General features: G+C 37.9%; 18 protein-coding genes. 13 read left to right on the forward strand and 5 right to left on the reverse strand.

Features of this window, described 5'->3' with window-relative positions; translation table 11 throughout:
* Positions 1-30 precede the first annotated feature (30 nt).
* A complete protein-coding gene (locus H0W64_02175; protein ID MBA3660512.1) occupies positions 31-1,395 on the forward strand; it encodes a hypothetical protein in 1,365 nt (454 codons plus the stop codon).
* 116 nt (positions 1,396-1,511) lie between these two features.
* On the opposite strand, the gene H0W64_02180 is transcribed toward H0W64_02175, so the two are convergent.
* Both H0W64_02180 and H0W64_02185 read right to left on the reverse strand, forming a co-directional pair.
* Complete coding sequence (locus H0W64_02180) at positions 1,512-3,209, reverse strand: bifunctional diguanylate cyclase/phosphodiesterase (protein ID MBA3660513.1); 1,698 nt, start codon at positions 3,207-3,209, stop codon at positions 1,512-1,514.
* A 30-nt stretch (positions 3,210-3,239) separates the two neighbouring features.
* Positions 3,240-4,739: an EAL domain-containing protein gene (locus H0W64_02185; protein ID MBA3660514.1), complete on the reverse strand. Its 1,500-nt coding sequence runs from the start codon at positions 4,737-4,739 to the stop codon at positions 3,240-3,242.
* Positions 4,740-5,028: 289 nt separating this feature from the next.
* Here H0W64_02185 and H0W64_02190 point away from each other — a divergent pair, with 289 nt between their 5' ends.
* Complete coding sequence (locus H0W64_02190) at positions 5,029-7,155, forward strand: hypothetical protein (GenBank protein MBA3660515.1); 2,127 nt, start codon at positions 5,029-5,031, stop codon at positions 7,153-7,155.
* Positions 7,156-7,171: 16 nt separating this feature from the next.
* Positions 7,172-9,136 (forward strand): GGDEF domain-containing protein, encoded by a 1,965-nt coding sequence (locus tag H0W64_02195; protein MBA3660516.1) that lies wholly within the window; start codon positions 7,172-7,174, stop codon positions 9,134-9,136.
* Positions 9,137-9,202: 66 nt separating this feature from the next.
* On the opposite strand, the gene udk is transcribed toward H0W64_02195, so the two are convergent.
* The gene (gene udk / locus H0W64_02200; protein ID MBA3660517.1) at positions 9,203-9,871 is read right to left on the reverse strand and encodes a uridine kinase; all 669 of its coding nucleotides are present in this window, start codon (positions 9,869-9,871) and stop codon (positions 9,203-9,205) included.
* Positions 9,868-10,443: a Smr/MutS family protein gene (locus H0W64_02205; protein MBA3660518.1), complete on the reverse strand. Its 576-nt coding sequence runs from the start codon at positions 10,441-10,443 to the stop codon at positions 9,868-9,870. Before H0W64_02205 ends, udk begins: the two co-directional genes overlap by 4 nt.
* Positions 10,444-10,621: 178 nt before the next feature.
* On the opposite strand from H0W64_02205, the gene H0W64_02210 reads away from it, so the two are divergent.
* From H0W64_02210 to H0W64_02230, 5 genes are read left to right on the forward strand one after another with little or no spacing between them, the layout of a single operon-like run.
* Positions 10,622-11,509: an Hsp33 family molecular chaperone HslO gene (locus tag H0W64_02210; GenBank protein ID MBA3660519.1), complete on the forward strand. Its 888-nt coding sequence runs from the start codon at positions 10,622-10,624 to the stop codon at positions 11,507-11,509.
* Between the two features lie 8 nt (positions 11,510-11,517).
* On the forward strand, positions 11,518-12,573 hold the full coding sequence (locus tag H0W64_02215) for an efflux RND transporter periplasmic adaptor subunit (protein MBA3660520.1): 1,056 nt from the start codon (positions 11,518-11,520) through the stop codon (positions 12,571-12,573).
* Complete coding sequence (locus H0W64_02220) at positions 12,570-15,623, forward strand: efflux RND transporter permease subunit (GenBank protein MBA3660521.1); 3,054 nt, start codon at positions 12,570-12,572, stop codon at positions 15,621-15,623. Before H0W64_02215 ends, H0W64_02220 begins: the two co-directional genes overlap by 4 nt.
* 2 nt (positions 15,624-15,625) lie before the next feature.
* Positions 15,626-16,183, forward strand: coding sequence for a septation protein IspZ (locus tag H0W64_02225; protein MBA3660522.1), 558 nt, complete (start codon positions 15,626-15,628; stop codon positions 16,181-16,183).
* Positions 16,176-16,442: a BolA family transcriptional regulator gene (locus tag H0W64_02230; protein MBA3660523.1), complete on the forward strand. Its 267-nt coding sequence runs from the start codon at positions 16,176-16,178 to the stop codon at positions 16,440-16,442. Before H0W64_02225 ends, H0W64_02230 begins: the two co-directional genes overlap by 8 nt.
* A gap of 1 nt (position 16,443) precedes the next feature.
* Here H0W64_02230 and prmB read toward each other — a convergent pair whose 3' ends face one another.
* Complete coding sequence (gene prmB, locus H0W64_02235) at positions 16,444-17,358, reverse strand: 50S ribosomal protein L3 N(5)-glutamine methyltransferase (protein MBA3660524.1); 915 nt, start codon at positions 17,356-17,358, stop codon at positions 16,444-16,446.
* 141 nt (positions 17,359-17,499) lie between these two features.
* Here prmB and nagZ point away from each other — a divergent pair, with 141 nt between their 5' ends.
* From nagZ to H0W64_02260, 5 genes are read left to right on the forward strand one after another with little or no spacing between them, the layout of a single operon-like run.
* Positions 17,500-18,543, forward strand: coding sequence for a beta-N-acetylhexosaminidase (gene nagZ, locus H0W64_02240; GenBank protein ID MBA3660525.1), 1,044 nt, complete (start codon positions 17,500-17,502; stop codon positions 18,541-18,543).
* Between the two features lie 26 nt (positions 18,544-18,569).
* Positions 18,570-19,139 (forward strand): hypoxanthine-guanine phosphoribosyltransferase, encoded by a 570-nt coding sequence (locus H0W64_02245; protein ID MBA3660526.1) that lies wholly within the window; start codon positions 18,570-18,572, stop codon positions 19,137-19,139.
* Positions 19,140-19,158: 19 nt separating this feature from the next.
* A complete protein-coding gene (locus H0W64_02250; GenBank protein MBA3660527.1) occupies positions 19,159-19,953 on the forward strand; it encodes a DUF1189 family protein in 795 nt (264 codons plus the stop codon).
* A 32-nt stretch (positions 19,954-19,985) separates the two neighbouring features.
* Positions 19,986-22,460, forward strand: a complete 2,475-nt coding sequence (locus tag H0W64_02255) for an acyl-CoA dehydrogenase (GenBank protein ID MBA3660528.1) — start codon at positions 19,986-19,988, stop codon at positions 22,458-22,460.
* The gene (locus tag H0W64_02260) at positions 22,423-24,522 is read left to right on the forward strand and encodes a sulfatase-like hydrolase/transferase (protein ID MBA3660529.1); all 2,100 of its coding nucleotides are present in this window, start codon (positions 22,423-22,425) and stop codon (positions 24,520-24,522) included. The genes H0W64_02255 and H0W64_02260 overlap by 38 nt, the downstream gene beginning before the upstream one ends.
* The last annotated feature ends 44 nt before the right edge of the window (positions 24,523-24,566 follow it).

Raw genomic sequence — 24,566 nt, forward strand, 5'->3', positions numbered from 1 at the left:
TAATAAAAATTAAAGTGGTGGGTTCATTTCATGCTCAGAAATCATTTCATTAGATATACGCCCGAGAAGATTGAGGAATCGAAAGCGGCATTGCAAGGGTACGCTGTTCAAGCTCAGCAATTAAAGTATGTTTTGCAAAGGCGAGGGGTGAACAGTGAGTTGTTTGCCCATTATAATGCACTTAAGCCCCCATTAGCGGTTGGGCCGTTAATCAAAAGTCTTCAAGATACTCGCTATACCTATTCAGGAACGAATAACTTACTGGAAATTTTGAAAGCAATTAATGAAGAAGCTCTTCATTTAAAACATCTCGAAGAAAACGCCACTGCTTTTCTTCAAAATTTATCTTTAACGCCGGACTCCGCGTCTCAATGTTACGAATCAAAAGCGAAAGCAGAAGCCGAAGTAAACAGCATAGCGGAAAGCATTAAGAAAAAGTTTATAAAGTATAGAGAAAATTATGTCGTAACTGATGATGAAATTTATCAGCATGTTTTTAACATTGAAGCAAGAATAGATTCTATTTCACGTCATCAGTCAAACCGTAATTGTGGCGTTGGGGATTATACTTTGCAAGAACGCTACGTTTTATTATGTGGTTATTTGTGGAGCCTCATGTATTTAATTCATAATGGCTCATTCAATGAAACCCAAAGTGCGTTTGAGGAAATGTATTTGGACTTGATTAGTCAAATTCATTTGCCGTTCAATTTCCGCTATTTACCCCATTTAACTTGCGCAGATTTTTTTAGAAATTTCAAAGACGATCCTAAACAATATTTAATCTTTAATCCCAATGATTTCTCAGAACAAAGAATTAATGATTACCAACAATCATTGAAAAAAATTCGCAATGAAATTCAAAAGAGTAACGAGGAAGATCTTCTCTGTCTTCAGGGGGAGTCCTTAGCTAATGCGATTGAACTTGAAAATAAACATACATTAAAGAAATTTGAATCTTTAAATCCTGCGCAAAAAAAACAGTTTGCTTTTCACTTAGCGTCATATACCACTATATTGAACCAAGCCACCCAAGCTTTGAAAGATAGAAATCCTGCAAGTCACATTTTCGGTAGTATTAGAGATTTAAATGGGCGCGGGGACGTTTCAGCTGCCGTTAAAGGTGCTGCGATAGGTTTTGGCGCATTACTACTGATTGGATTAGGCATTACTGTTTGTATTGGAACCTTTGGTGCAGCATCACCGGTCGGTTTAGCGGGCATGGGGTTAGGCGCACTCATTCTTTTAAAAGCTCTTGGTGTAACCAGTATTGTTAGTGGCTCCCTCTTATTAGTTCCAAGCATTTGTTTTTTTAAAAAGGCGCCTAATCAAGGCGTATATCGAGAGGCAAAATTATTCGAAGCGGCAAACAAAATGGTTACGCCTCGAGCTTAATTAAATAATACTGTCTAATTAATCTAATCCTCTAGAGGAATATTTATACCTACAAATAGAGAGAACTCTTTTACTTTTTCTTATTTATAAAGGTAGGAAAAGTTTGCAGGTTTTATTTACGCAATCACTTCACCTTCATGGTTATTTTTCTTAGTGAATTGGGTGATAATTTTACTTGCCGGCAGCGGTCGACTTAAAAAATAACCCTGGATAAGATCGCAATTACGTTCAGCAAGATATTGGATTTGTTCAATTGTTTCTACTCCTTCTGCGATGACTGCTAAATCGAGATTATGAGCCAAGGCTATAATGGCACTGGTAATCGCCATATCATTTTGATTGTGGGGAATACCTTTAATAAAAGTCTGATCTATTTTTAAAATACTCAAAGGAAATTGCTTTAAATAACTGAGTGATGTGTAACCTGTACCAAAATCATCGATTGAAATCCGCACGCCCATCCCATGAATAGCATTGAGTCGATTAACATTAGCTTGTATATTTTCCATTACTGCCGTTTCAGTAATTTCAATTTCTAACATTGTGGGATCAAGTTCGGATTCTTTTAACGCATCCTCAACCATTTTTACAACATCTTGATGATGAAATTGTTTGGGAGAAATATTGACAGAGACACTGATAGGATTGTACCCATTAAGTTGCCAGGAACGACAGGCTTTGCAAGCTTCGCGAAGTGCCCATTCGCCAATAGGAATAATTAGTCCCGTTTCTTCAGCAAAGGGAATGAAAGTTTCAGGACCCACGACGCCAAGTTCAGGATGATGCCACCGAATCAATGCTTCAACGGATCGAATAACGCCTTGTTCTAAATCCAGTTGGGGTTGGTAATAGAGTGTTAGCTCATTGTTTTTCAGTGCGTTCCGTAACGAAGATTCTAACTTAACATGCTCATAAGCGGCGAGAAACATTTCATGGCGATAAAATTGGTAAATCCCACCACCTTCGTGCTTAGCTTTATATAAAGCAATATCAGCATGATTTTGTAAGTCTTCTAAGGATTCACCATCATTTGGAAAAATAGCAACACCAATACTTGCAGAAAAATTGATAATTTCTCCATCAATGATAATTGAAGGTTTGCACACTTGAAGTAATTTTTCCGCAACAGGTCCTGCAAGTTTAGGATGATCAATGTCATTTAATAAAACAATAAATTCATCACCTGCCAGTCGGGTAATGGTATCACCCGCACGTAATGTATTCATAAAACGTTGACTAATTTCTTTTAAAATTAAATCACCGCGCACTTGACCTAGGCGTTCATTAATTTCTCGAAAGTGATCAATATCCACCAATAAAATAGCTAATACTTTACTGTGGCGTTCAGCGTGTTTGATCGCTTTATTTAGCAATTCATTAAAAAAAACACGGTTTGGAAAAGCTGTCAAAGGATCTTGATGGGAAGCAAGGGTAGGTGCTGAAAGATTATCTCTAATTTTAAAAGATTTTACCGACTCTCTCGTAGTGGTAGGTGATTGACGTTGAGATGAATCTATAATAACGGGATGATCTTCAGTGGAAGTCATTATTTTTGCAGGTAATATTTTATTTAAATCTTTTAAATCTTTTAAATCTTTTAAATCTTTTGTGAGTATTCGGGCTACGAGCCAAGCAACATAAGAAATTGCAATAGCTGAAAATAATTCTGCGATTAAAAAATAATTAAGAAGTAAAGCATCCCCTCGGTGTGCCGGTAAAAACCGTTGTAAAATAAAAAGTATGATAAACGAAGTTAAAGTAATTACGATTCCACTTGTTAAGACTAAAATCATAATTTTAGTTTTTAGGTGCATAAATTCTCTTAGACAACATCCTAGTTTAAATTAAAATAGTATGCCTTCTCTCAGTTTGACTAATTGATGGGTAATCGTATCGGCATCTTGAGGATGCCCCAAATAATAACCTTGCAAAATATCACAATCCTGAAGGGTTAAGTACTCGGCTTGATTGGCAGTTTCGACTCCCTCGGCTATCACTTCAAGCCCTAGATGATGAGCAAGGGAAATAAATGCGTTAGTAATAGCAGTATCATTTGGCGTATCTGGTGTGCCCTTAATAAAAAGTCGATCAATTTTCACTGCAGTAAGCGGAAAGTGTTTAAGTTGGCTAATAGAGGTATAGCCTGTGCCAAAATGGTCGAGCACAATTTTAACACCTAATCGATGAATGTCTGCCATAATTTTCCCAGCATTATCCGTATCAGACATAATTGTTGATTCATTAATCTCAAGTGTTAAATAAGAAGCTGTTAACAGTGAAATACGTAGTGCATGACGAATGAGTGGGACAAAGTTCGGGTGATAAAATTGTTTGGCAGAAATATTCACTCCAATATCAATGTGTTCATAGCCTTCATCTTGCCAATATTTATTAACCTTACATGCTTGCAGAATTGCCCATTCTGAGATTTTAACAATTAATCCAGTTTCTTCTGCTAATGTTATAATTTGCGCAGGAGGAACGTTGCCAAGGGTGGGGTGATTCCAACGTAATAAGGATTCAACACCTGTAATGCTTCCTGTTTTTACGCGAATTTGAGGTTGGTAATAAAGGGATAACTCATTTTTTTCTACAGCTTTTCGAAGCTCGTTTTGTAATTCCAAAAAAGTTTGTGCGAGTTGATTCAACTCGGCATCGTAAAATTGGAAACTGATGTTTGAATCGTTGCGAATTTTATCAATAGCAGAATTGGCTTTTTGTAAAAGTTCATCAACCTCTAGACCATCATGAGGATAAAGTGCAATGCCAATTTTAGCGCTTAGTTTTATATTGTGATGATTACGCTCAAATGGTGTTTTAAAAGTGTGTAAAATTTTTTGTGCGACTGAGCTTGCAAATTTTTCTTGACCAATATCACTAATTAAAATGATAAATTGATTTTTTGCGGGTTGCATTATAATATCTTCAGCACGCAAAGTCGCAAGAATACGTTTTAAAATTTGTGCATTCAAATCGACATTTTCTTCATGCAAACGTTCAATCTCAATTAATAAAACAGCATTTGATTTATTGTGGCGCTTTGCATAATTATTTGATTTACTAAATATTTCATTAAAGAAAAGTTGATCTGGCAGGAGGAGTTCTTGTTTTGATGCAACTTCGTTGTGTGGTGAAGGAGAGGCTTGTTGTATTGAATCTGCCTTGTTTTCCACAGGCTGCGATTGTTTTGCTGAAGTGAGTGTCCCAGTAGCCCAAAGCGTAAACAAAACACACAGGGGGGTCAGAATGGAAAGAAGGAGGGGCGAGTAGGCTTTTATGAGGATAATAATAAAACTTAACCACACAAGGCTTAAAAGAAAAATCTTGTCAGCCCGGATTCGCATTCTTCCTCCGATAAATCAACTACTTCCGGTTCTTTATTCAGCGAATGGTTGATGAGGTCTCATTCAGCATTAAAATTACCCATAAAATCATCATATCATGCTTCTTGCTACCCGCACATTAGCCAGATATATTAAAATTGTAACTTGATGAATCTAATACTTGAAGTAGGTGATTTTGGCTGACGAGGCGCAAAATAAATCAAGGGCTTATCGTTCCTGAATTTAAGTGCATTTAGAATAGTTAAATGTAATACCTCATTCAAGTATATTTATGGCGGATTAATTTTTTATGCGGAGAAAAGGACGATCTGATCTCAAAGATCCACCCATAAAAGGTCACGTCGAAGATTTTAAGATCTTGCTCCGTTATATTAATCATTTAGCTAATCATAAGCTTGGATACCCTGTCTCCTTACTCACTTACTTAGGTGTCGTTGATAATAAAATTTTAGGGATTGAACCTAACAGTTTAGCGAATGTTTTGTTAAACAATGTAGGTGATCCCTTTAAAGATTCTGAAACCTCACTGATGGAAGTTAAAAAGCATGAACGCGATCTTATTTCTATATTAGAAAGACATTATGGCTTAAAACCTCAAGGTGCTCGGGGCTATGTGACAACGGGTGGAACCGAAGGAAACTTTGCCGGTCTTTGGTGGTCCAAGCGCTTCCTCATTAATAGCGCTTTACCTAAGTTAATTAATTCTGATGATCAAATTAAAATCCAATTAAAGGAAGAATTAGATTTAACTGTAGCGTTGGGTAAAATATCCAAAACTGATCATAAATTAATAAATGAATACCTTCAAAAAATTATTGATTTAAAAAATACGGTCGCTTTAAAACGTAATACCGTACAACAGTTATTAACCCCCACGGTATTTTTCACTAAAGGTCACACCCATTATTCCATTCCTAAAATTTCAGAAATTTTACATTTAAATATTCGCCCGGTTGAAGCCAATAAAGATGGCTCAATGAATTTAGAAAGTTTTAAAAAGGAATTAATTTTAAATCGCGGTGCTTATCCTGAAAGTGCGATTGTTGTCATTGCAAACATTGGTACAACCATTACTGGTGCAATTGATGATGTTCCTGGAATTTATAAAATTCTGAGATCACTCCCTCATAAACCTTTTTTTACTATTCATCTTGATGGGGCACTCACTGGATTTGTTATGCCCGTTATCAAACCTTTTGGAGAGGTTGAGAATTATTTTGGGGCGATTGGTGTTAATACACTTGCGGTTTCTGCACATAAGTATCCAGGATTGTCGCAACCGTGTGGTATTCTTTTAGCACGAAAAGAATTTTTTGCGAAAGCGTTCGAAAAAAGTGAAAGAAGTATTGATTACGTCGGTAATATTCTTGATGTAACGATTACAGGTTCTCGATCGGGTTTGAATGTGCTGATGTTTTATAATGCGCTTCATAGTCTGGGACTTCATAAAGATCAGAAAAAACTTACAAGAATGGTACAAGAAAATCTTGCTCGCGCGCGTTATCTCTATCAAAGGTTAAAAGAAATTTATGGTGCAGATGAAGTTTATTATCCTTACCATTTTAATGTCATCTTCCCGCGGCCTTCGAATACGATTGCTAAAAAATATCAACTGATGCTGACTGGGGATCGCGCAACCATTTGCGTTTTAACGAATGTTACAAAGGAATTGATCGATCAATTTATTATTGATTTGCAACTTGATAAGGAGGTTTATATGAATAAGAAAGTACTCGACAAATCTGATTTAAGTATTGAAACCTTAACCCCAGCTCATGCTAAATCAACCACTGATTTATTAGTAAGAAGTTTCTGTGATAGTGAACCCATTACTAAATCGTTAAATATCGCTTATGAAGATTACGAGCCTTTTGTGAAAGAAGTTGTCCAAAAAGCCACGAAAGAAGGATTGAGTAAAGTAGCTGTAGATAAACAAAATCGTGTTATTGCGTGTACTATCGCTGAAGATTTGTCTGATCCCTTCATCCCCAAAATTGCACACTACCCCCGGTTACGTCCTGTTTTTGCGTTGATTGAAGAATTGTCTCGGCCCTTCACAGGTGGGAAAAAATTTCTAAAGGGTAAAATTGCTCATGTGTGGATTGCGGCAGTGGATCCTGAATTTCGTGGACAGCATCTATTTGTAGGGGTTGACATGGCGTGTATCGAAAATGCAGCACGCAAAGGTTATGATTTTGCCTATGCAGAATTTACCAATCCTGTAAGTGAAAACGTTACGCATCAATTCAGTGTTTTACAGTTATGTAACCGCATTAATCTCAAAGATTTCAAATTAGGTAATCAACAACCCTTTGAAGAAGTGGAAGGTGCGGCAACTTCATATGTTGCAGCGATTAGGCCTGGTGTTAAGCTTGATGCATTAGAACGCGTTTATACAATCGAAGAAGTTTATTAACCAGGACTAGGAAATAATGGATATAGATGTTGATCAAAGGCAAGTAACCCAGGATGAAAAGCTACAAATAACTCAGCAAGTCAAAGCTGAATTAGTTGATCATCTTTATGAGGGCTGCTTGCCGGGGACTATCAGTGGTGTCGTCATCAGCATTGCATTATTTCTAATTTATTATAAACAGGCTCAGACTTTCTGGCTTTTAGCCTGGCTTGCTTTTTTTAACCTCATGATGGTTGCTTTAACAGGGCTTTATTATTTATATATCCGTCATAAATCAATGTTGTCTTTACAAAATTGGGAATGGGCTTACGTAGGATTAATGGCAGGATGTGCGATTGCATGGGTTCCTGGTATTTTTTTACTTCCACAGGATTTTACGCGCCAATATTTAGCCCTTACTACATTTTTTTTAGCAACGACTGGTTATGCTACGGGATCGATCGGCCAATTTGGTTTGTGTGTTTTAACGCTCAACATCATGTTGCTTCCATTAATGGCATGGAGTTTTTATCAAGGGGGTCTTTTTTATAACATCATCGGTGTTTATTCTCTCATTTATATGGGATTTATGATTGGAATTAATTTACGAAGTACCCGATGGTTTAAAGAGTCTCTTAAGCTAAAATTGGAAAATACATTGGTTAGCTATCAAGCTAACCATGACTTATTAACTGACTTACCCAATCAACGTTTACTTCCTCAATATGTCGAATCAAGTATCGAATTTGTGCAAAAATCAAATCAGACTTTTGCCCTTGTTTGTTTTTCATTAAATCGAATGGAAGTCATAGAAGACAGTTTAGGTGCGCAAGCGGGTAACGCCATTATTCGCTCTGTATCTGATCGGCTTAGTTTACTTCTGCAGCAGTTACAAAAATCTCAGAATGCCCCGCGCGTTATTACAACAATTTCGCGCAAAGATACTTTCAATCTTGTATTTGTACCTATGGAAGAAAGTGAAGTGATGAAGTATGTAGAACAACTTTTTTCTATTTTAGCTGACCCTTTTTATTTAGAACAACGTAGTGTTCGGATGACTGCAAGTATTGGCATTAGTCTCTATCCAAAAGATGGGCTAAGTACCCAAGCCTTATTAATTAATGCAGATGCAGCCATGCTTTCTGCAAAACAGTTTGGTGGTAATCGTCTTGAGTTCTATCGTGAAGAAATTAATGCTCAATTACCGAAACAATTAGAGCTTGAATCAGATTTGCATACTGCGTTACAAAATAAAGAGTTTCAACTTAATTATCAGCCTCTTATCGATATTGAAACGCGGCAAATATATGGGATGGAAGCTTTAATACGTTGGCCACATGCAATTCATGGCTTTATTTCACCCATGCATTTTATTCCGATTGCCGAAGAAACAGGTCTTATTATTCCTATCGGTGAATGGGTGCTCCAAGAGGCTTGTTTCCAAACCAAACGCTGGCATGACATGGGTTTTAAAGGATTAAAAGTTGCAGTTAATTTAGCCGAAAAACAATTACGTCATGAAAGCATTATCGATACCATTAAACGTGCCATTTTATTAACAGGCATCGATCCACTTTGCCTGGAATTGGAAATCACTGAAACTGCAATTTTAGATGAGAAAGTCATTCCCATCATTCAGCAAATAAAATCGCTAGGTTTGTCGCTTGCGGTTGATGATTTTGGTACAGGCTATTCTGGCTTGAGTTACCTTAAACGTTTTTCAGTGGATAAACTTAAAATCGATCAATCTTTTATACGTGATATTCCTGATAATAATGACAGCATGACCATTGTCTCTGCAATCATTGCTATGGCAAAAGAGTTAAAATTGAAAACGCTTGCAGAAGGGGTTGAGACACTAGCGCAATTAGATTTTCTTACTATTAAAGGTTGCGATTTCGCACAAGGGTATTATTTTAGTAAACCGGTTCCTGCCAATCTTTTTACTGAGATCTTAGAAAAGCAAAAAAATGCCATGCGGAATATTGAAGCCGAAAAATAATGTTTACTTTGAAGGTAACGACATCTAAGAGGTAAGATAAAATCTTAGATGTCGTTTGAAGTTTATTTATCGCTTATCATCCACGGGTGGAATCGAGGCATTATTGCGGAGATCACCTAGTAATTCACGCATTTTTGCTTTAATCATATCGATGGCAATTCGGTTGCCGCCACCACGAGGAACTATGAGGTCTGCATAACGTTTAGAAGGATCAATAAATTGCAAGTACATCGGTCGGACTGTTTCTTCGTACTGCTTCAAAACTGAATCCAATGTCCGCCCGCGTTCTTTAATATCTCTTTTTAAGCGCCGAATTAAACAAATATCTAATGCGGTTTCCATAAAGATTCGGATATCCATTAATTCGCGTAACTGTTTTTCGACAAATAATAAGATACCTTCTAATACAATAATGGCATGTTGACCAATCCGTCTCGTTTCACGTTCACGTAAATGCATGGCATGATTGTAAATGGGAACTTCAACGGTTTTACCCATTTGCAATTCCATAAGATGTTGATAAAGCAGTTGATGGTCGATGGAGTCAGGATGGTCATAGTTAATTTGCGCGCGTTGTTCAAAGGGAATATTACTATGATCTTTGTAATAAGAATCCTCTGAAATAACGACGACTTGATCCGTGCCTAGCTCATTGACAATTGTATTTGCTAATAAACTTTTCCCCGAGGCAGAAGCGCCAGATATACCAATGATGATGGGACTTTTTCGATTCAAAATAAGTCTCCTTTATTTTTGTCGTTTTGTGTGTAAGATAATTGTTTTAATAAAACATAAATTGCACCACGGTTACCGTGTAATGGTGCAGCAGAGCAAAAAGCTAAAACATTTTGTATGTCACGTAGCCAGAGATTCAATTTATTCTTTAAAATCGGCTTTTGGCTATGATGGCCTTTGCCATGAATAATCAGCACTACTCTAATTTCTTGACTCAAACATTGTTTTAAAAAATGAATCACTGCATTCCGAGCTCCCTCAGAAGTTTCACCATGAAGGTCCAAAATTGCTTCCACATTATATTGACCTTTGCGTAATTTGCGAAGAAATTTATCAGCAATACCCGGCTGCTTGTAGGAAAGAAATGATTCGCTATCGACTTCAGCTAGGGAGGCTGTTTCATTTAAGACAAAATCATCATGAGGGTCTTGGGGGGTATTTAAGGGTTGCGTTCGCACTAATACTTTTTTGGGAGCAAGTTTTACTTTTTTTTGTGTTAAAGGTTTTGTACCAGCAACTGCTTGATAAAAAGCATCCAAATCTTCTTTTGTAATTTTAGTTTTTTTGGACATGAAAAATACAATCCATATCGCGCTCCGTCTGTTTAAAATATTCTACCTTTTACAGCTGGGAAAAGGTTAAAAAATCAACGTTTGAGATGGTAAAATCTTCGCTTTTTGCGTATCATTGTGCATCCCATCATGGGACGAAATTGCTTTAGATTACCCTAACCCTTGCGGAAATAAACTCATGAATAATAGCGATTTTATTCAAAGATTTTTATTTGAAACCTTACCCGTTCGTGGGGAATATATTTTTCTTCACCAATCCTATCAAACGATAATCGCCCAACATGAGTATCCCCCAGCGATTAAACGCTTACTTGGAGAAGCTTTAGCGATTAGTGGGATGTTAAGCGCTATCATTAAATTTGAAGGACGACTTACCGTACAATTTCAGGGAAAAGGTCCATTAAAGTTATTATTAGCGCAATCGGATCATCAATTTAATTTACGCGGGCTGGCGCAATGGAGCGAAGACCTTACTTATGAACAATTAATGCAATCGCTTCATGAAGGGATTCTCGTCGTTATGGTCGATCCGTTTAAAAGCCAAAATCGTCAGCAAGGTGTAGTGGAATGGCGTGGAAATTCATTGGCCGAGTCGATTGAACATTATTTTCGCGTTTCAGAACAACTTCCTACTACCATCCATTTAGCTGTGGATGACCAATCGGCCGCAGGATTTTTGTTACAACCTATACCTGGCAAACGCGATAAAATTATTTTAGAAGAGGAAGAAATCGATGCTTATCATCTTAAAGCCCAAAACCTCAATTTAAATCCGACAAGTCTACTTAAAGGTGATTTGCAAACTTTATTACCAAGTCTCTTTCCAGAAGATGAATTAAGAATTTTTGATAAACACGCTGTAGCTTTTAAATGCACCTGTTCAAGAGAACGTAGCGGCGAAGCAATCTATATTTTAGGCCGGGCGGAAGCAGAGGCAGAGTTGAAGGATAAGCAAGTTATTACTGTTACGTGTGATTTTTGTAATCAAGAATTTAATTTTGATCGTCATGATGTGGAATATATTTTTATCTCCCATGAAGAACCACCTAACGCAAACTTACATTAGTGCATCCTATGATAAAGTATAAAAAAATTTGTATCGTATTGTTTGGTTTGATAGCTTTGCTAGTTGTTTGGTTATATATAAATCATTCCGTAAAAGCTGCAAAAATTGAAAACCCATCTGTGTGGGTGTCAGCAGTGAAAGTAAAACCATCTCAATTGGAACGCAAAATAACAGCGGTTGGAACATTATTTACTCGGAGTGTAGAAATTACACCAGAAGTCGCGGGACATATTAATGCAATTTTATTTCAAGATGGTGTTGAAGTAAAAGCTGAAATGCCTTTATTTAAATTTGAGGATGCAATCTATCAATCTAAATACGAATTAGCTCAAGCTAAGTTTTCTTACAGTAAAAATAAATACGAGCGAATTAAAATACTGAGTACAAAAGGCATCGTATCAAAGCAAGCGTTGGATGAAGCTGAAGCTGAGTATAAAGAGAAAAAAGCTGATGCGGATGAGAGTCGCGTTATGCTTAGTAAAATTAAATTAACAGCACCTTTCGACGGTATATTGAGTCGAAGTAAAGTAAATATTGGTGAATTCGTTACCATCGGTCAAAGTTTAGTGACCCTTACTGATACAACCCATTTGCGTGTTGAATATCATGTACCTGAGACTTTCCTTCGTTATATTAAACCGGGTCAACCTGTCCAAATTACCACACCCGCCTTTCCTAATAAAAAATTTTTTGGAAAAGTTGCCTACATTGCTCCTACACTAAATTCAGATAATCGGTCTCTTTCCCTTTATGCGGAAATTGAGAATCCAAAGCATGAATTATTATCGGGGATGTTTGTGAATGTTGAACATTCATTAGGAAATAGTGAGCATATTTTATTGATTCCTGCGCGCAGTTTAGTACCAGGCTTAGAAGGCGAACAAGTGTTTAAAATTGTGGATCGAAAAGCCCAGCCTGTACCCGTTGAAGTCGGTACGCGACTTGCAGCTGAGATACAAATTGTCAAAGGATTAAGCGCAAATGATATTGTCATCACGGATGGGCAATTAAAAGTTAAAAAAGGTTTGCCCGTTGAATTCAAATTAGAAGACCGCACATCGTGAACTTACCTGGATTTTGTATTCACCGACCCGCTTTTACGATCGTCATTAGTCTCCTATTAATCATTGTTGGCGTGATTGGCTATATGAATTTGCCGATTCGCTGGATTCCGAGCGTCATCCCACCTGAGGTTAGTATTCAAACAGCGTATCCCGGGGCAAACGCTAAAATAGTTGAGAAAGATGTTACTAAAGTTATTGAAGAAATGTTATCAGGATTGAGTGGCGTTGAAACGCTTACTTCTGCAAGTCGTCAAGGCGAATCACAAATTTCAATTACCTTCAAACTTGGTAAAAATATGGATACAGTGGTGGAAGATGTGCGTAGTAGCATTGAACGAGTGCGAGGTATTTTACCACGAGAAGCGGAAAATCCCATTGTCCGCAAAGCCGATCCTGATAATCAACCCATTATGTATGTTTCATTTTTTAACCCAAATTATTCGCCCCGTGAACTTAGTGATTATGTTGAGAAATATATATTACCTTCATTTGAAACGATTGAGGGTGTAGGAAATGCGCCTTTGTACGGTAAACGAAATACTGCATTAAGGGTTGCACTCGATCCATTGAAAATGGCAAGTTCCAAAGTAAGTATTGAAGAAGTTAATCAAGCTTTACAAGAGCAAAGTCTTTCGTTGCCCACCGGTCAAATCAGAGGGATTGATCGCAATTATAGCGTTGTGCTTAATACCGCATTAAAAACTGAAGATGAATTCAATCATTTAATTATTCGCAAAAATCAAAATCAACTCGTTCGCTTAAGTGATATTGGTGATGCTAAGTTTGCGCCTGAAGATACTTATTCAGCTTTCCGTGTGATGACCAAACCTGCGCTTGCCATAGGGATAGTGCCGCAATCCACAGCAAATCCATTAGATGTTGAACAAAGAGTGCAAAAAACTTTAGCCGATCTTAAACGCAGCTTACCCGCGGGCATGATAATGAGTGTTGAATACAATCAAGCTGATTACATTCGTGCTTCAATTCATAGTGTTTACGAATCTTTTATTGAAGCAATACTTTTTGTTTGGATTGTTATTTTCGCTTTTTTATGCAGCTTTCGTGCCACCCTTATTCCTATTATCACCATTCCTGTGTGCTTAATTGCGTCATTTGCTTTTTTATATTTCTTGGGATTTTCCATTAATACTTTAACTCTCATGGCACTTGTACTTGCCATTGGACTTGTGGTTGATGACGCCATTGTGATGTTAGAAAATGTCAGTCGTCATATTGAAAATGGCTTGCCTGTTTTTCAAGCTGCGCTTATTGGTAGTAAAGAAATAATTTTTCCTATCATTGCTATGACGATTACGCTAACAGCTGTTTACGCGCCCATCGCTTTTACACCAGGCTTACTAGGTGTTCTATTTAGAGAATTCACTTTTACTTTAGCTGGTGCTGTATTAATTTCGGGTATTGTCGCGCTAACCCTATCTCCAATGATGTGTGCACGTTTTCTCAAAGCAACATCAGGGGCGCCGAGTCGCTATTCAGTTTGGCTGACAAAGGGTATGACTGGGTTACAGAATCGGTATAAATTACTTTTGCAACGGGTATTTGGTCGTCGCAAATGGGTCATGCTAGGACTCATCTTAACTCTAATTTCTGGATTTGGTTTATATCATTTTATTTCTGCTGAGTTATCCCCAGCTGAAGATATGAATGAAATTAACGTTTATGTCATGGCTCCTCGTAGCGCAAGCTTTGAGTATACGGACAGTTATGTTCGCCAACTTGAAGCGATATATTCAACTATGCCTGAAATAGAATCATTTTTTAGTCAGGGAGGCAGGTATTCGCCTTCCTTTGCTTATCAAGTTTTAAAATTGAAACCTAAAGGATTACGCACTAGAACCGCTGATGAAATTATTCATGCTATTACTTCGCAAGCAGACCGCATTACTGGCATTCGAATCAATGTATTTACACCGAAACCTGCGCTCGCTGAAATTGCGCAAGGTGATTCGGGCGATAATTTAGGTTTAGTGCTCATGACAACGAATGAGTACGCTGATTTACAAAAATCAACGCAACAAATTATGGAGCTCATTAGGCAAGACCTTGGTTTTGTGCATGTAGAAAATGGATTGAAGTGGGATACGGAGCAGTTTGAATTGAATATTGAAAGAGATAAAATTGCTGATTTAAATGTATCTCTCAATACAATTAATAACACCTTATCTACTTTAATCGCTGGAAAAAAAATTGGCAAGATCGATGATGCTAATATACTTGTACAAATGAAAGATAGCTTCCTCACTGATCCAAATTTATTTCAACAACTGTATGTGCGAAATTTACAAGGTAATATGATCGCGCTTTCTCAATTAGTATCAATTAAAGAAACAGTAACTTCGCAAGTTTTTCGGCATTACAATCGTCTACGTTCTGATACAATTGCTGTTACTTTAGCGCCGACGTTTAAATTAGCCGACGCTATTAAGAAATTAGAAACTATTGCTAAAGCTAATTTGCCGGATAGTATTAAGTTCAGTTTCACCGGAGAAGCCAAAAGTTTTCTAGAATCAAATGGGAAAGTCATCTTTACTTTTACGTTAGCCCTCATTTTTATTTATTTAGTTTTAGTTGCTCAGTTTGAAAGTTTCATCGATCCCTTTGTCATTCTGTTTACCGTTCCTTTTGCGGTCATTGGTGCATTTATAACCCTCAAATTATTTGGCGGTACGTTTAATATCTACAGCAACATAGGCTTAATCACGTTGATTGGGCTGGTTGCGAAGCACGGCATTTTAATCACTGATTTTGCAAATCGTTTGCGGAGAGAAGGGTATTCAATTAATGATGCAATCATACAATCTGCTATGCTACGAATTCGACCGATCCTCATGACGACTGCAGCCATGATTTTAGGTGCCATGCCACTTGCTTTTGCGTATGGTCCTGGCGCTGAGAGTAGACAGCAAATTGGCTTGGTGATTACAGGAGGATTGTTTTTTGGGACTGTTTTCTCCTTATTTGTGGTCCCCGTGATGTATACTTATTTTGCACCTTTTAGAAAAATATCTATCCTTAAAGAGCAGACTTAACTATGAAATTCCTTTATGACATTCTTCCGGTTTTTTTATTTTTCATCGCATTTAAATTCTATGATATTTACGTTGCGACAGTTGTGGGTATTATTGCAACGCTTCTGCAAGTTTTTATTACACGCCTCTGGCATGGGAAATGGGATAATAAAGAATTAATTACTTGTGGCGTCTTTATTATTTTTGGCGGCATGACGCTTTATTTTCATAATCCGATTTTTGTCAAATGGAAACCTACTATTGTATTTGGTATTTTTTCAATCGTAATTTTTGCTACCCAATTCATTACAGCGAAGCCTCTGATGCAACGGTTAATGGAGAATGCTTTAGGTGAAAAAGGCATCGTTCCACCTAAAGTTTGGTTGCGCATTAATTTAATTTGGAGTGCGTTTTTTCTTGGTATGGCTGCGTTGAATCTCTATATAGCTTACTACATGAGTAATGAAGCATGGGTTAATTTTAAATTTTATGGCATTTCTCTGGCGCTAATCGGTATTAGCGTTGTGCAAGCTGTTTATTTGATTCGTTTTACCTCAGAGACAGATAAAAACAATGGTTAATGCTGTCAATAAAAAAGAGCTCATCATCAAACGTTTGCAAGAAAAATTTTCTCCAGTCTTACTGGACGTGATTGATGAGAGTGATAAGCATATTGGACATGCTGGCCACCAAGGTGGCGGTCGGCATTTTGCTATTATCATTTCAAGCGAAAGTTTCATTGGATTGAATCGAGTTGATGTACATCGAAAAATTTATGCTTTATTTAATGATTTGATCCCAGATGAAATTCACGCACTACGCATTGTAATTAAGCGCTGATTCAATCTTGAGCGGCAAGAATTGTGCTGCATTCATTAAGCTGCTCTGCTGTTAATAACAAAACACCACCTTCGCTCTTTTCAAAGTCAATCCATGTGAAGGGGATATGACCAAAGTGTTCAGTCAGTGCGTTTTCAGCATTTCCAACCTCAATAATTAAAATACCATCTTTATGTAAGAAACTTTTGGCTTGCTGCAGAATTTGTAAAACGATGTCCAAGCCATTTTCTCCTGCCACTAAACCTAGTGTGGGTTCATGGTTGTATTCATGCGGAAGATTGGCCATCTCATCGTTCGTGACATAGGGCGGATTGCTAATAATGATGTCATATTTTTTTTGAGGTAAGGCGGTAAACAAATCTGACTCATATAGCTTGACTTGATTTTCTACATTGTGACGTAAGATATTAATTTTGGCGACAGCTAATGCATCTTTTGAAATATCACTGGCATCGACTTCTGTTTCTGGAAAATATTTAGCACAAGCAATGGCGATACAGCCTGATCCCGTACATAAATCTAAAATTTGATGTACATGATCCTGATCAATCCAAGGTGTAAAATGCTTTTCAATCAATTCAAATAATGAAGACCGGGGAATTAATACGCGTTCATCGACATAAAAAGGAAGATGAGCAAACCAAGCTTGATTTGTTAAATACGGAACGGGAATACGATCTTTAACCCGTTTTTCAATTAAGTTTTCTAATTTCTGTTGTTCTTGCTGAGTAAGATTGGCATTAAGAATAACAGGATTAATATCGGTGGGTAGATGCAAAGTATGGAGAACCAACGCAAGCGCTTCATCCCAAGCATTATCTGTACCGTGTCCATAGTATAATGTCGTTTCAGCAAAAAGCGTATTTGCAAAACGGATGTAATCAAGTATCGTTTTCAGTTGGTTATATTTCAGCATTAATAGTATCTTTTTTTTGCCATCATACCAGGGAGTTTTGATTGAGCGCTAGTGAAATCAAGTTTAGGCAGCATGCCGGATACTACATATCCATCGATAATGCGTTTATACTTGATATTTTTATTATCAAGATGGTTACGAATGGCTAATGCAACGTTAGGTAGTTTGATTATTGATATAGAAGGGGCAGTGCTATCGCCTGAAGAAAGGGAATTATTAGCTTATCCGCTTGTCGGCGGTTTAGTTTTATTTGCACGTAATTATGAATCGCGCGCCCAACTTCGCGCACTTTGTGCATCAATTAGGGCCATTCGAGCCCAACCCTTGCTCATTCTTGTTGATCAGGAAGGAGGACGAGTACAACGTTTTCAGGCTGAATTCACTAAACTTCCCGCTCTATATAAAATTGGACAACTTTTTAACGATGACCCGGTTAAAGCTCTCCACCTTGCTCATTTGGTCGGATGGGTGATGGCAGCAGAACTACTCGCTGCGGGTTTAGATCTTAGTTTGGCCCCCATCCTTGATCTTTATCATCCGGAAAGTAAGGCCATTGCTAATCGAGCATTCCATACAGACCCTCAAGTGGTTATTGTATTAACTCGCGAACTTATTAAAGGAATGAATCGAGCTGGCATGGCCGCTTGTGGTAAGCATTTTCCAGGTCATGGTGATATCTTACTGGATTCCCATGTGGCGATGCCTACCGATCCACGCAGCCTCGAAACACTTTTAAATCGAGATTTAAAGCCTTTCATTGCTTTAATCCAAGAAGACATTCCTGGTATTATGGCGGCGCATATTATCTATGAGGCTGTTGATTCAAAGCCGATTGGATTTTCCAGTGTTTGGCTAAAGGATATTTTACGCAAGCAACTGGGGTTTAAAGGACTAATTTTTAGCGATGATTTAAATATGGAAGGCGCTAATGTTTCCGATAACTATGCAGACCGTTTTCAAATTGCGCGCGCTGCAGGATGTGATTTTATTTTATTGTGTAATAATCGCCCCGGTGTCATTCAAATTTTGGATAACGTTAGAATTAAAGATCATCAAGTACAAAACCAATGGCAAATTTTACGCGGGAAGCCTCACCCGTCCTATAACGCTGCCGATCCTATTTGGCAAGCTTTAAATCAAGCTCAAAAAAAATTGGCTGAGTTTAGTGAACGTTCTCAACATTAATTTTAGGTAATAAGATGTTAAATATGATGACTCGACCCGATGAACTCCAAGCAATCTTAACCGAAGCTGAGTGTATTTATAGCTTTGATGAAATCAATGAAGCATTAGACCGCGTCGCCTCTGAAATTACGGAAGAATTAAAAGAGACGAAACCTTTAATTTTAAGTGTAATGACGGGGGGCTTGATTATGACGGGACACTTAGTGACTCGTCTCCATTTCCCTTTAGAAATTGATTATATTCACGCAACCCGTTATCGCGGCGCAACCCGAGGTGGTGACTTGCATTGGCTTGTTGAGCCAAGAATTGATTTGAAAAACCGAACAATTTTAATTATCGATGACATTATGGATGGTGGCTTGACCTTGTCTGCGATTGCCGATTATTGCGAACAAGCCAAAGCCAGTGCAATTTATAGTGCAGTGATGGTTAACAAACAGCGTATTCGTGAGCCCGGTGTGACTTTGGAACCCAATTTTGTGGGTGTCACAACACCAGATAAATTTTTATTTGGTTTTGGATTGGATTATCACGAATATTTACGCAATGTCCCCGGCATTTATGTGGTACCTGATCGTTTTTTAGATAAAAAATAATTCAAGCGCAAGGATAGCTATGAGTCACTTTAATGTTTTTCAAGCCCTTTATTTATCGTTTACTTCAAAAGCATTATATCGCGATGTAGCAAAACGGTGGGGGGCTAAAGTTTTTTTATATCTTCTTTTCTTAGTTGCTTTGTCTTGGGTTCCGTCTATTTTTCAAATGCAACAAGTTGGTAATGCCGCGTACAAACGTAATGCTGATCAAATTGTAAATCAAGTGCCTGTCATTACAGTCGCTAACGGTAAAATTAAGACGCCCGAAAATCGACCCTACCTTATTGTGGATCCTGAAAATAAACAAAATATTGCAGTCATTGATACTTCAGGTACTTATAAAACATTAGAACAAGCGAATGCTGGTATATTAATTACGGAAACGCAACTCATAAGTAAACCCCGGACCAATGAAACGCGCTTTTATCAACTTCCCGCCACGCTAAATATTACAGTTGTTCCTAAAACAATTAATCAATATGTGCAAACGTATTTGTGGGTTGTTTGGATTTTTTTATTTTTTATCTTCACTATTGGGAGTTACATTTATCATTTGGTGCAATCTCTCCTTTATGCGGTGCTAGGAAAAATTATGGCTAAGATTGCGCATGTTACGTTAACTTATGAAGAAATTCTGCAAATTACGCTTGTTGCAATTACACCAGCAATTATTCTTTCGACTGTATTTGATTTTTTTAATATCATCTTTAATTATCGCGCTTTATTTTTCTTTCTTTTAACGCTTGCTTATTTATATTTTGGAATTGCTGCAAATAAAACGAGTGCTGATAAAGTTTCAACGCCTAGCCCCTAACTCATCACTGCTATTATAATAAGGAAATATTTATGCTTGTCTGTGGTTGGATTCTTGCTTTTCTCATTGTTTGCGGCACACTCTCTTATCATCGTGCTTCCCTCATTATTTGGACGCTTTCTCTCATTACATTGCTAGGGATGGCATTTGCTTTTCACGGGGCAACACCCGCTTTAATTATCCTAACAGTTTTATTAGTTGCTATTTTATTACCGTTAAATCTAGTTCCTCTCCGAAGAAGATTGATTAGTAAACCATTGTTTAATTTCTATAAAAAAATTATGCCCTCGATGTCTCGTACAGAGCGAGAAGCCATTGGCGCAGGGACAGTTACTTGGGAAGGTGATTTATTTCGGGGTGATCCAGATTGGGATAAGTTGTTAGCGCTTACGCCGGCCAAACTTTCTACGGAGGAACAAGCTTTTATAGATGGCCCGGTTGATGAACTTTGTCGCATGATCGATGACTGGAAGATTACGCATAATGATGCGGACATGTCACCAGAAACCTGGCAATTTTTAAAAGACAATGGGTTCTTTGCGCTGATTATACCGAAAGCATTTGGTGGAAAAGAATTTTCAGCTTTTGCTCATTCGCAAATTATTGCAAAAATTAGTGGTCGTAGCGTGACAGTATCTTCGACAGTCGCTGTACCCAATTCTTTAGGACCGGCTGAATTACTTCTCCATTACGGCACAGAAAAACAAAAAAATTATTATCTTCCTCGTCTTGCACGCGGCGAAGAAATCCCTTGTTTTGCACTTACCTCACCGGAAGCTGGAAGTGATGCAGGCGCTATGACCGATTATGGCATTGTCTGTAAGCAAGTTTATGAGGGTGAAGAAACCATTGGTATTCGGTTAAATTGGGATAAACGCTACATTACACTCGCCCCCGTTGCAACGGTGATTGGTTTGGCATTTAAGCTTTACGATCCTGATCATTTAATCGGTTCAAAAGTTGATATTGGTATTACCTGTGCCTTGATTCCACGTGAGACCACTGGAGTCACCATTGGTCGACGGCATTTTCCTTTAAATACACCTTTTATGAATGGACCCATCAAAGGTAAAGATGTATTCATTCCACTGGATTGGATTATTGGCGGTGTTGCTAAAGTGGGTGCGGGCTGGAAAATGTTAATGGAATGTTTAGCGGCCGGACGTGCTATCTCTCTCCCCGCTAATGCAATTGGTGGGGCAAAAGTTCTAACCTATGCAACAGGTGCTTATGCACGCATTCGCAAACAATTCAATGTATCTATCGGAAAATTTGAGGGAATAGAAGAACCTCTCGCTCGGATTGCTGCTTATACTTATATTATGGATGCAGCAAGAACCTTTGCATCCGCAACCATTGATGCCGGAGAAAAACCTTCTGTCGCTTCTGCGATTGTTAAATATCATGTAACTGAAATGGGTCGCAAAATTGCTTGTGATGGAATGGATATTAGTGGTGGAAAAGGTATTTGCCTGGGTCCTAAAAATTATATTGGACGAGGTTATGAAGCTGCGCCTATTGCGATCACAGTTGAAGGGGCAAATATTTTGACGCGGAGTCTAATCATTTTTGGTCAAGGCGCAATGCGATGCCATCCTTATGTTTTAGCTGAATTAGAAGCTGGCAAAGATACCGATGCAAAAGCCGGCTTGATTAAATTTGATCGTGCCGTCATTAAGCATGTTGCTTATGGATTCAGTAATGTCGTTCGTAGCCTCTTCTTAGGCTTAACAAGCGCGATAATGGTACGTGCACCGCAAGGCAATACTAAAAGATACTACCAGCAAGCGACGCGTTTTAGTTCAGGTTTTGCTTTAATGACTGATGTTTCTATGCTTGTCTTAGGGGGTAATTTAAAACGGAGAGAAAGTATTTCTGGAAGGCTAGGGGATATTCTAAGCCATCTATACTTATTATCTGCAGTTTTAAAGCAATATGAAGTCCAAGGTCATCATAAAGAAGATTTCCCATTGATTGAGTATGCCAGTAAATATTGTCTGTTTCAGATCCAGGAAAGTTTTTCAGAGATTTTGCGTAACTTCCCCAATCGCATTTTTTCTGTTGTACTCCGCGGTTTGATTTTTCCTTGGGGAATGCGATTTGGAAAGCCCTCCGATCGGCTCAACCACAAAGTTGCCCAATTGATTATGGCGCCTACTGCAGCACGACAAAGATTATCGGAAGGCGCTTATTTAACGCCTCATAAAGAGAACGTGTTAGCAGAATTGCAAGACGCTCTACTTAAAACGATTGCAGTTGAAGACATTGAGAAATTAATTAAAACAGCCCACCATGATGGAAAGATAACAGGATATACTTTCCACCAGAACGTTCAATCCGCGTTAGAAAATCAAGTGATCAACCAAACGCAATATGATGCAGTGATGGAAGCTGAAGTTGCTCGCAAAAAAGTAATTGCGGTTGATGATTTTACGACTGAAGAATTAGCCCGAGTAAATAAACCTAAAGATGATGTTTACGCACAATCAAATGGTACGCACGGGTAGATCAATACGAGGGTTATTCTTTCCTCTTATTACATTAACCGTTTTTTGTATTTTGTTTGAGATAAGTTTTTTTATTCAATGTAATCAAACTTATCTCAACGATTTTAGTCTTATCTCTTCGAATCTGAATATTCCTTGGCGTGTTTTTCCTGACTATTTATTTTTTTTAATGGTTCAACTTGCTTTACACTTTTTGCTAGTCAGCATCATTTTGTTTTGTACCATAAGTATAGGAAAGCTATTTAATCTTCCTATTCATTTTGACTTTAAGTTAAGTATTGCACTTTTTATATGGTCTTGGCTGAACGTTCTGATTGCAAATCAATATTATTATCCCCATTCCAATTATGCTCATTTAATGGGAGTTTTCCTTACAACTGAAACCCGCGTGACCGTCGGTTTTTTATTATTTTCTGGAATAAGTTGCATTATTATTATTGCAAGTATGGTCTATTGGATTTGTACTTATCCTAAAACAATGCTCATTGCGAGTAGCGTGTGGATAGGGCTTTATCTAGCTTCAATCGCACCGATGCCGAAAAAGCCAGGTTTATTCACCCCACAATCTAATGTGATTATTGTTGGCATTGATTCCTTACGGCCTGATGTCGTTGGGTTTTTTGGCAGTGATACGCCTACAAAATTTATTGATCAATTTTTAACTGAGGCAACCGTTTTCAGTGAAGCCATCACACCCATTGCTCGAACCTTTCCTTCATGGATAAGCTTGCTTACTGGAAAATATCCCAAACAGTCAGGCATTCGTTTTAACCTCGCCAAGCTTGAATCATTAGATCTTAAAACGTTATTGCCTATACGCTTTCAAAAAGCAGGCTATGCCACGGTGTATGCAACAGATGAAACACGGTTTAGCAATATGGATAAAAGTTTAGGTTTTCAACATATTATTGCACCACCCATGGGTATTAATGATTTCATTTTGGGGAGCTTCAATGATTTTCCATTATCAAATCTGTTGCTCAATACGCAGCTTGGCGCATTCTTATTTCCTTATACTTATGCCAATCGGGGTGTGTTTTTCGCTTATGATCCCAATCAATTTTTAAAGCGTATTCAATCGGCTTTAGGAAAAATCAAGCAAAGACCCGTTTTTATCGCTGCTCATTTTTGCTTGCCGCATTATCCTTACCATTGGCGAGCTTTCTCTCCGGTCAAAACACCCTTACAACTTTACCAAACCAGCATTGCGCGTTTGGATTCTCAATTAGCCAATTTTTTTGAACTCCTTAAAGCTGAGGGTCTTTTAGAAAAAGCAGTAGTAGTTCTACTATCCGACCACGGTGAAGCTTTGATGCTCAATGGCGATCGCTTAACGGAAGAAAATTTATTTTCCACAACAAACGTACCCATGCCACATTTTTATCCGAGTGAAACTGACGAAACTGTTAATCAATCAGCAGGTCATGGAACTGATGTAATGGGATTAACTCAATATCATACGCTGCTTGCGATCCGCCAATATGGCGAGCCAACCATGCAGACTAAAAAGGATGTAACTGATGTTGTATCCCTGATAGATATTTACCCAACCTTGATTGAACTTGCCCAGCTTGAAGAAAAATCTTTTGAACATAATAGTAAATCGATGGCAGAGTCGAGTGAGGGCGTGTCATTAGCGGGTTATTTGAAGGGGAAGAACGTGATAGCCCCTTCTCGTCATATCTTCTTAGAGAGCGATTTTACTCCCGCAGCGATTAGAAGCCTGTACCCTGATATAAAAAAAGCAATTCTTGAAAGTTTAAATATTTACGAAGTAAATGTTAACTCCATGCGGTTAACAGTCAAGTCTTCCATGGCTGAGAAAATTATCTACAGCAAACAGTATGCCGATATTTACCAAAAATGGATGCTCGCTTTTTATCCCCAACCTAACGATTTTCATTTACCTATTCTGATTAATTTAGAATCGGGTCAATGGACACATGATTTATCCTCATCCTTGGCTAAATTGGCGCCAGTCAATCGAATGATTCGTGCGCTTAAAGATCACTACGGTACAGAAATTCGCTACGAAGAAGAAACAATTTTGTTCACAGATTAATTTCAAAAAGAAGTTGCATTTACCAATCACTATCGATTCAACGT

Source organism: Gammaproteobacteria bacterium (genome assembly GCA_013816845.1).
Classification (GTDB): Bacteria; Pseudomonadota; Gammaproteobacteria; order DSM-16500; family DSM-16500; genus Aquicella.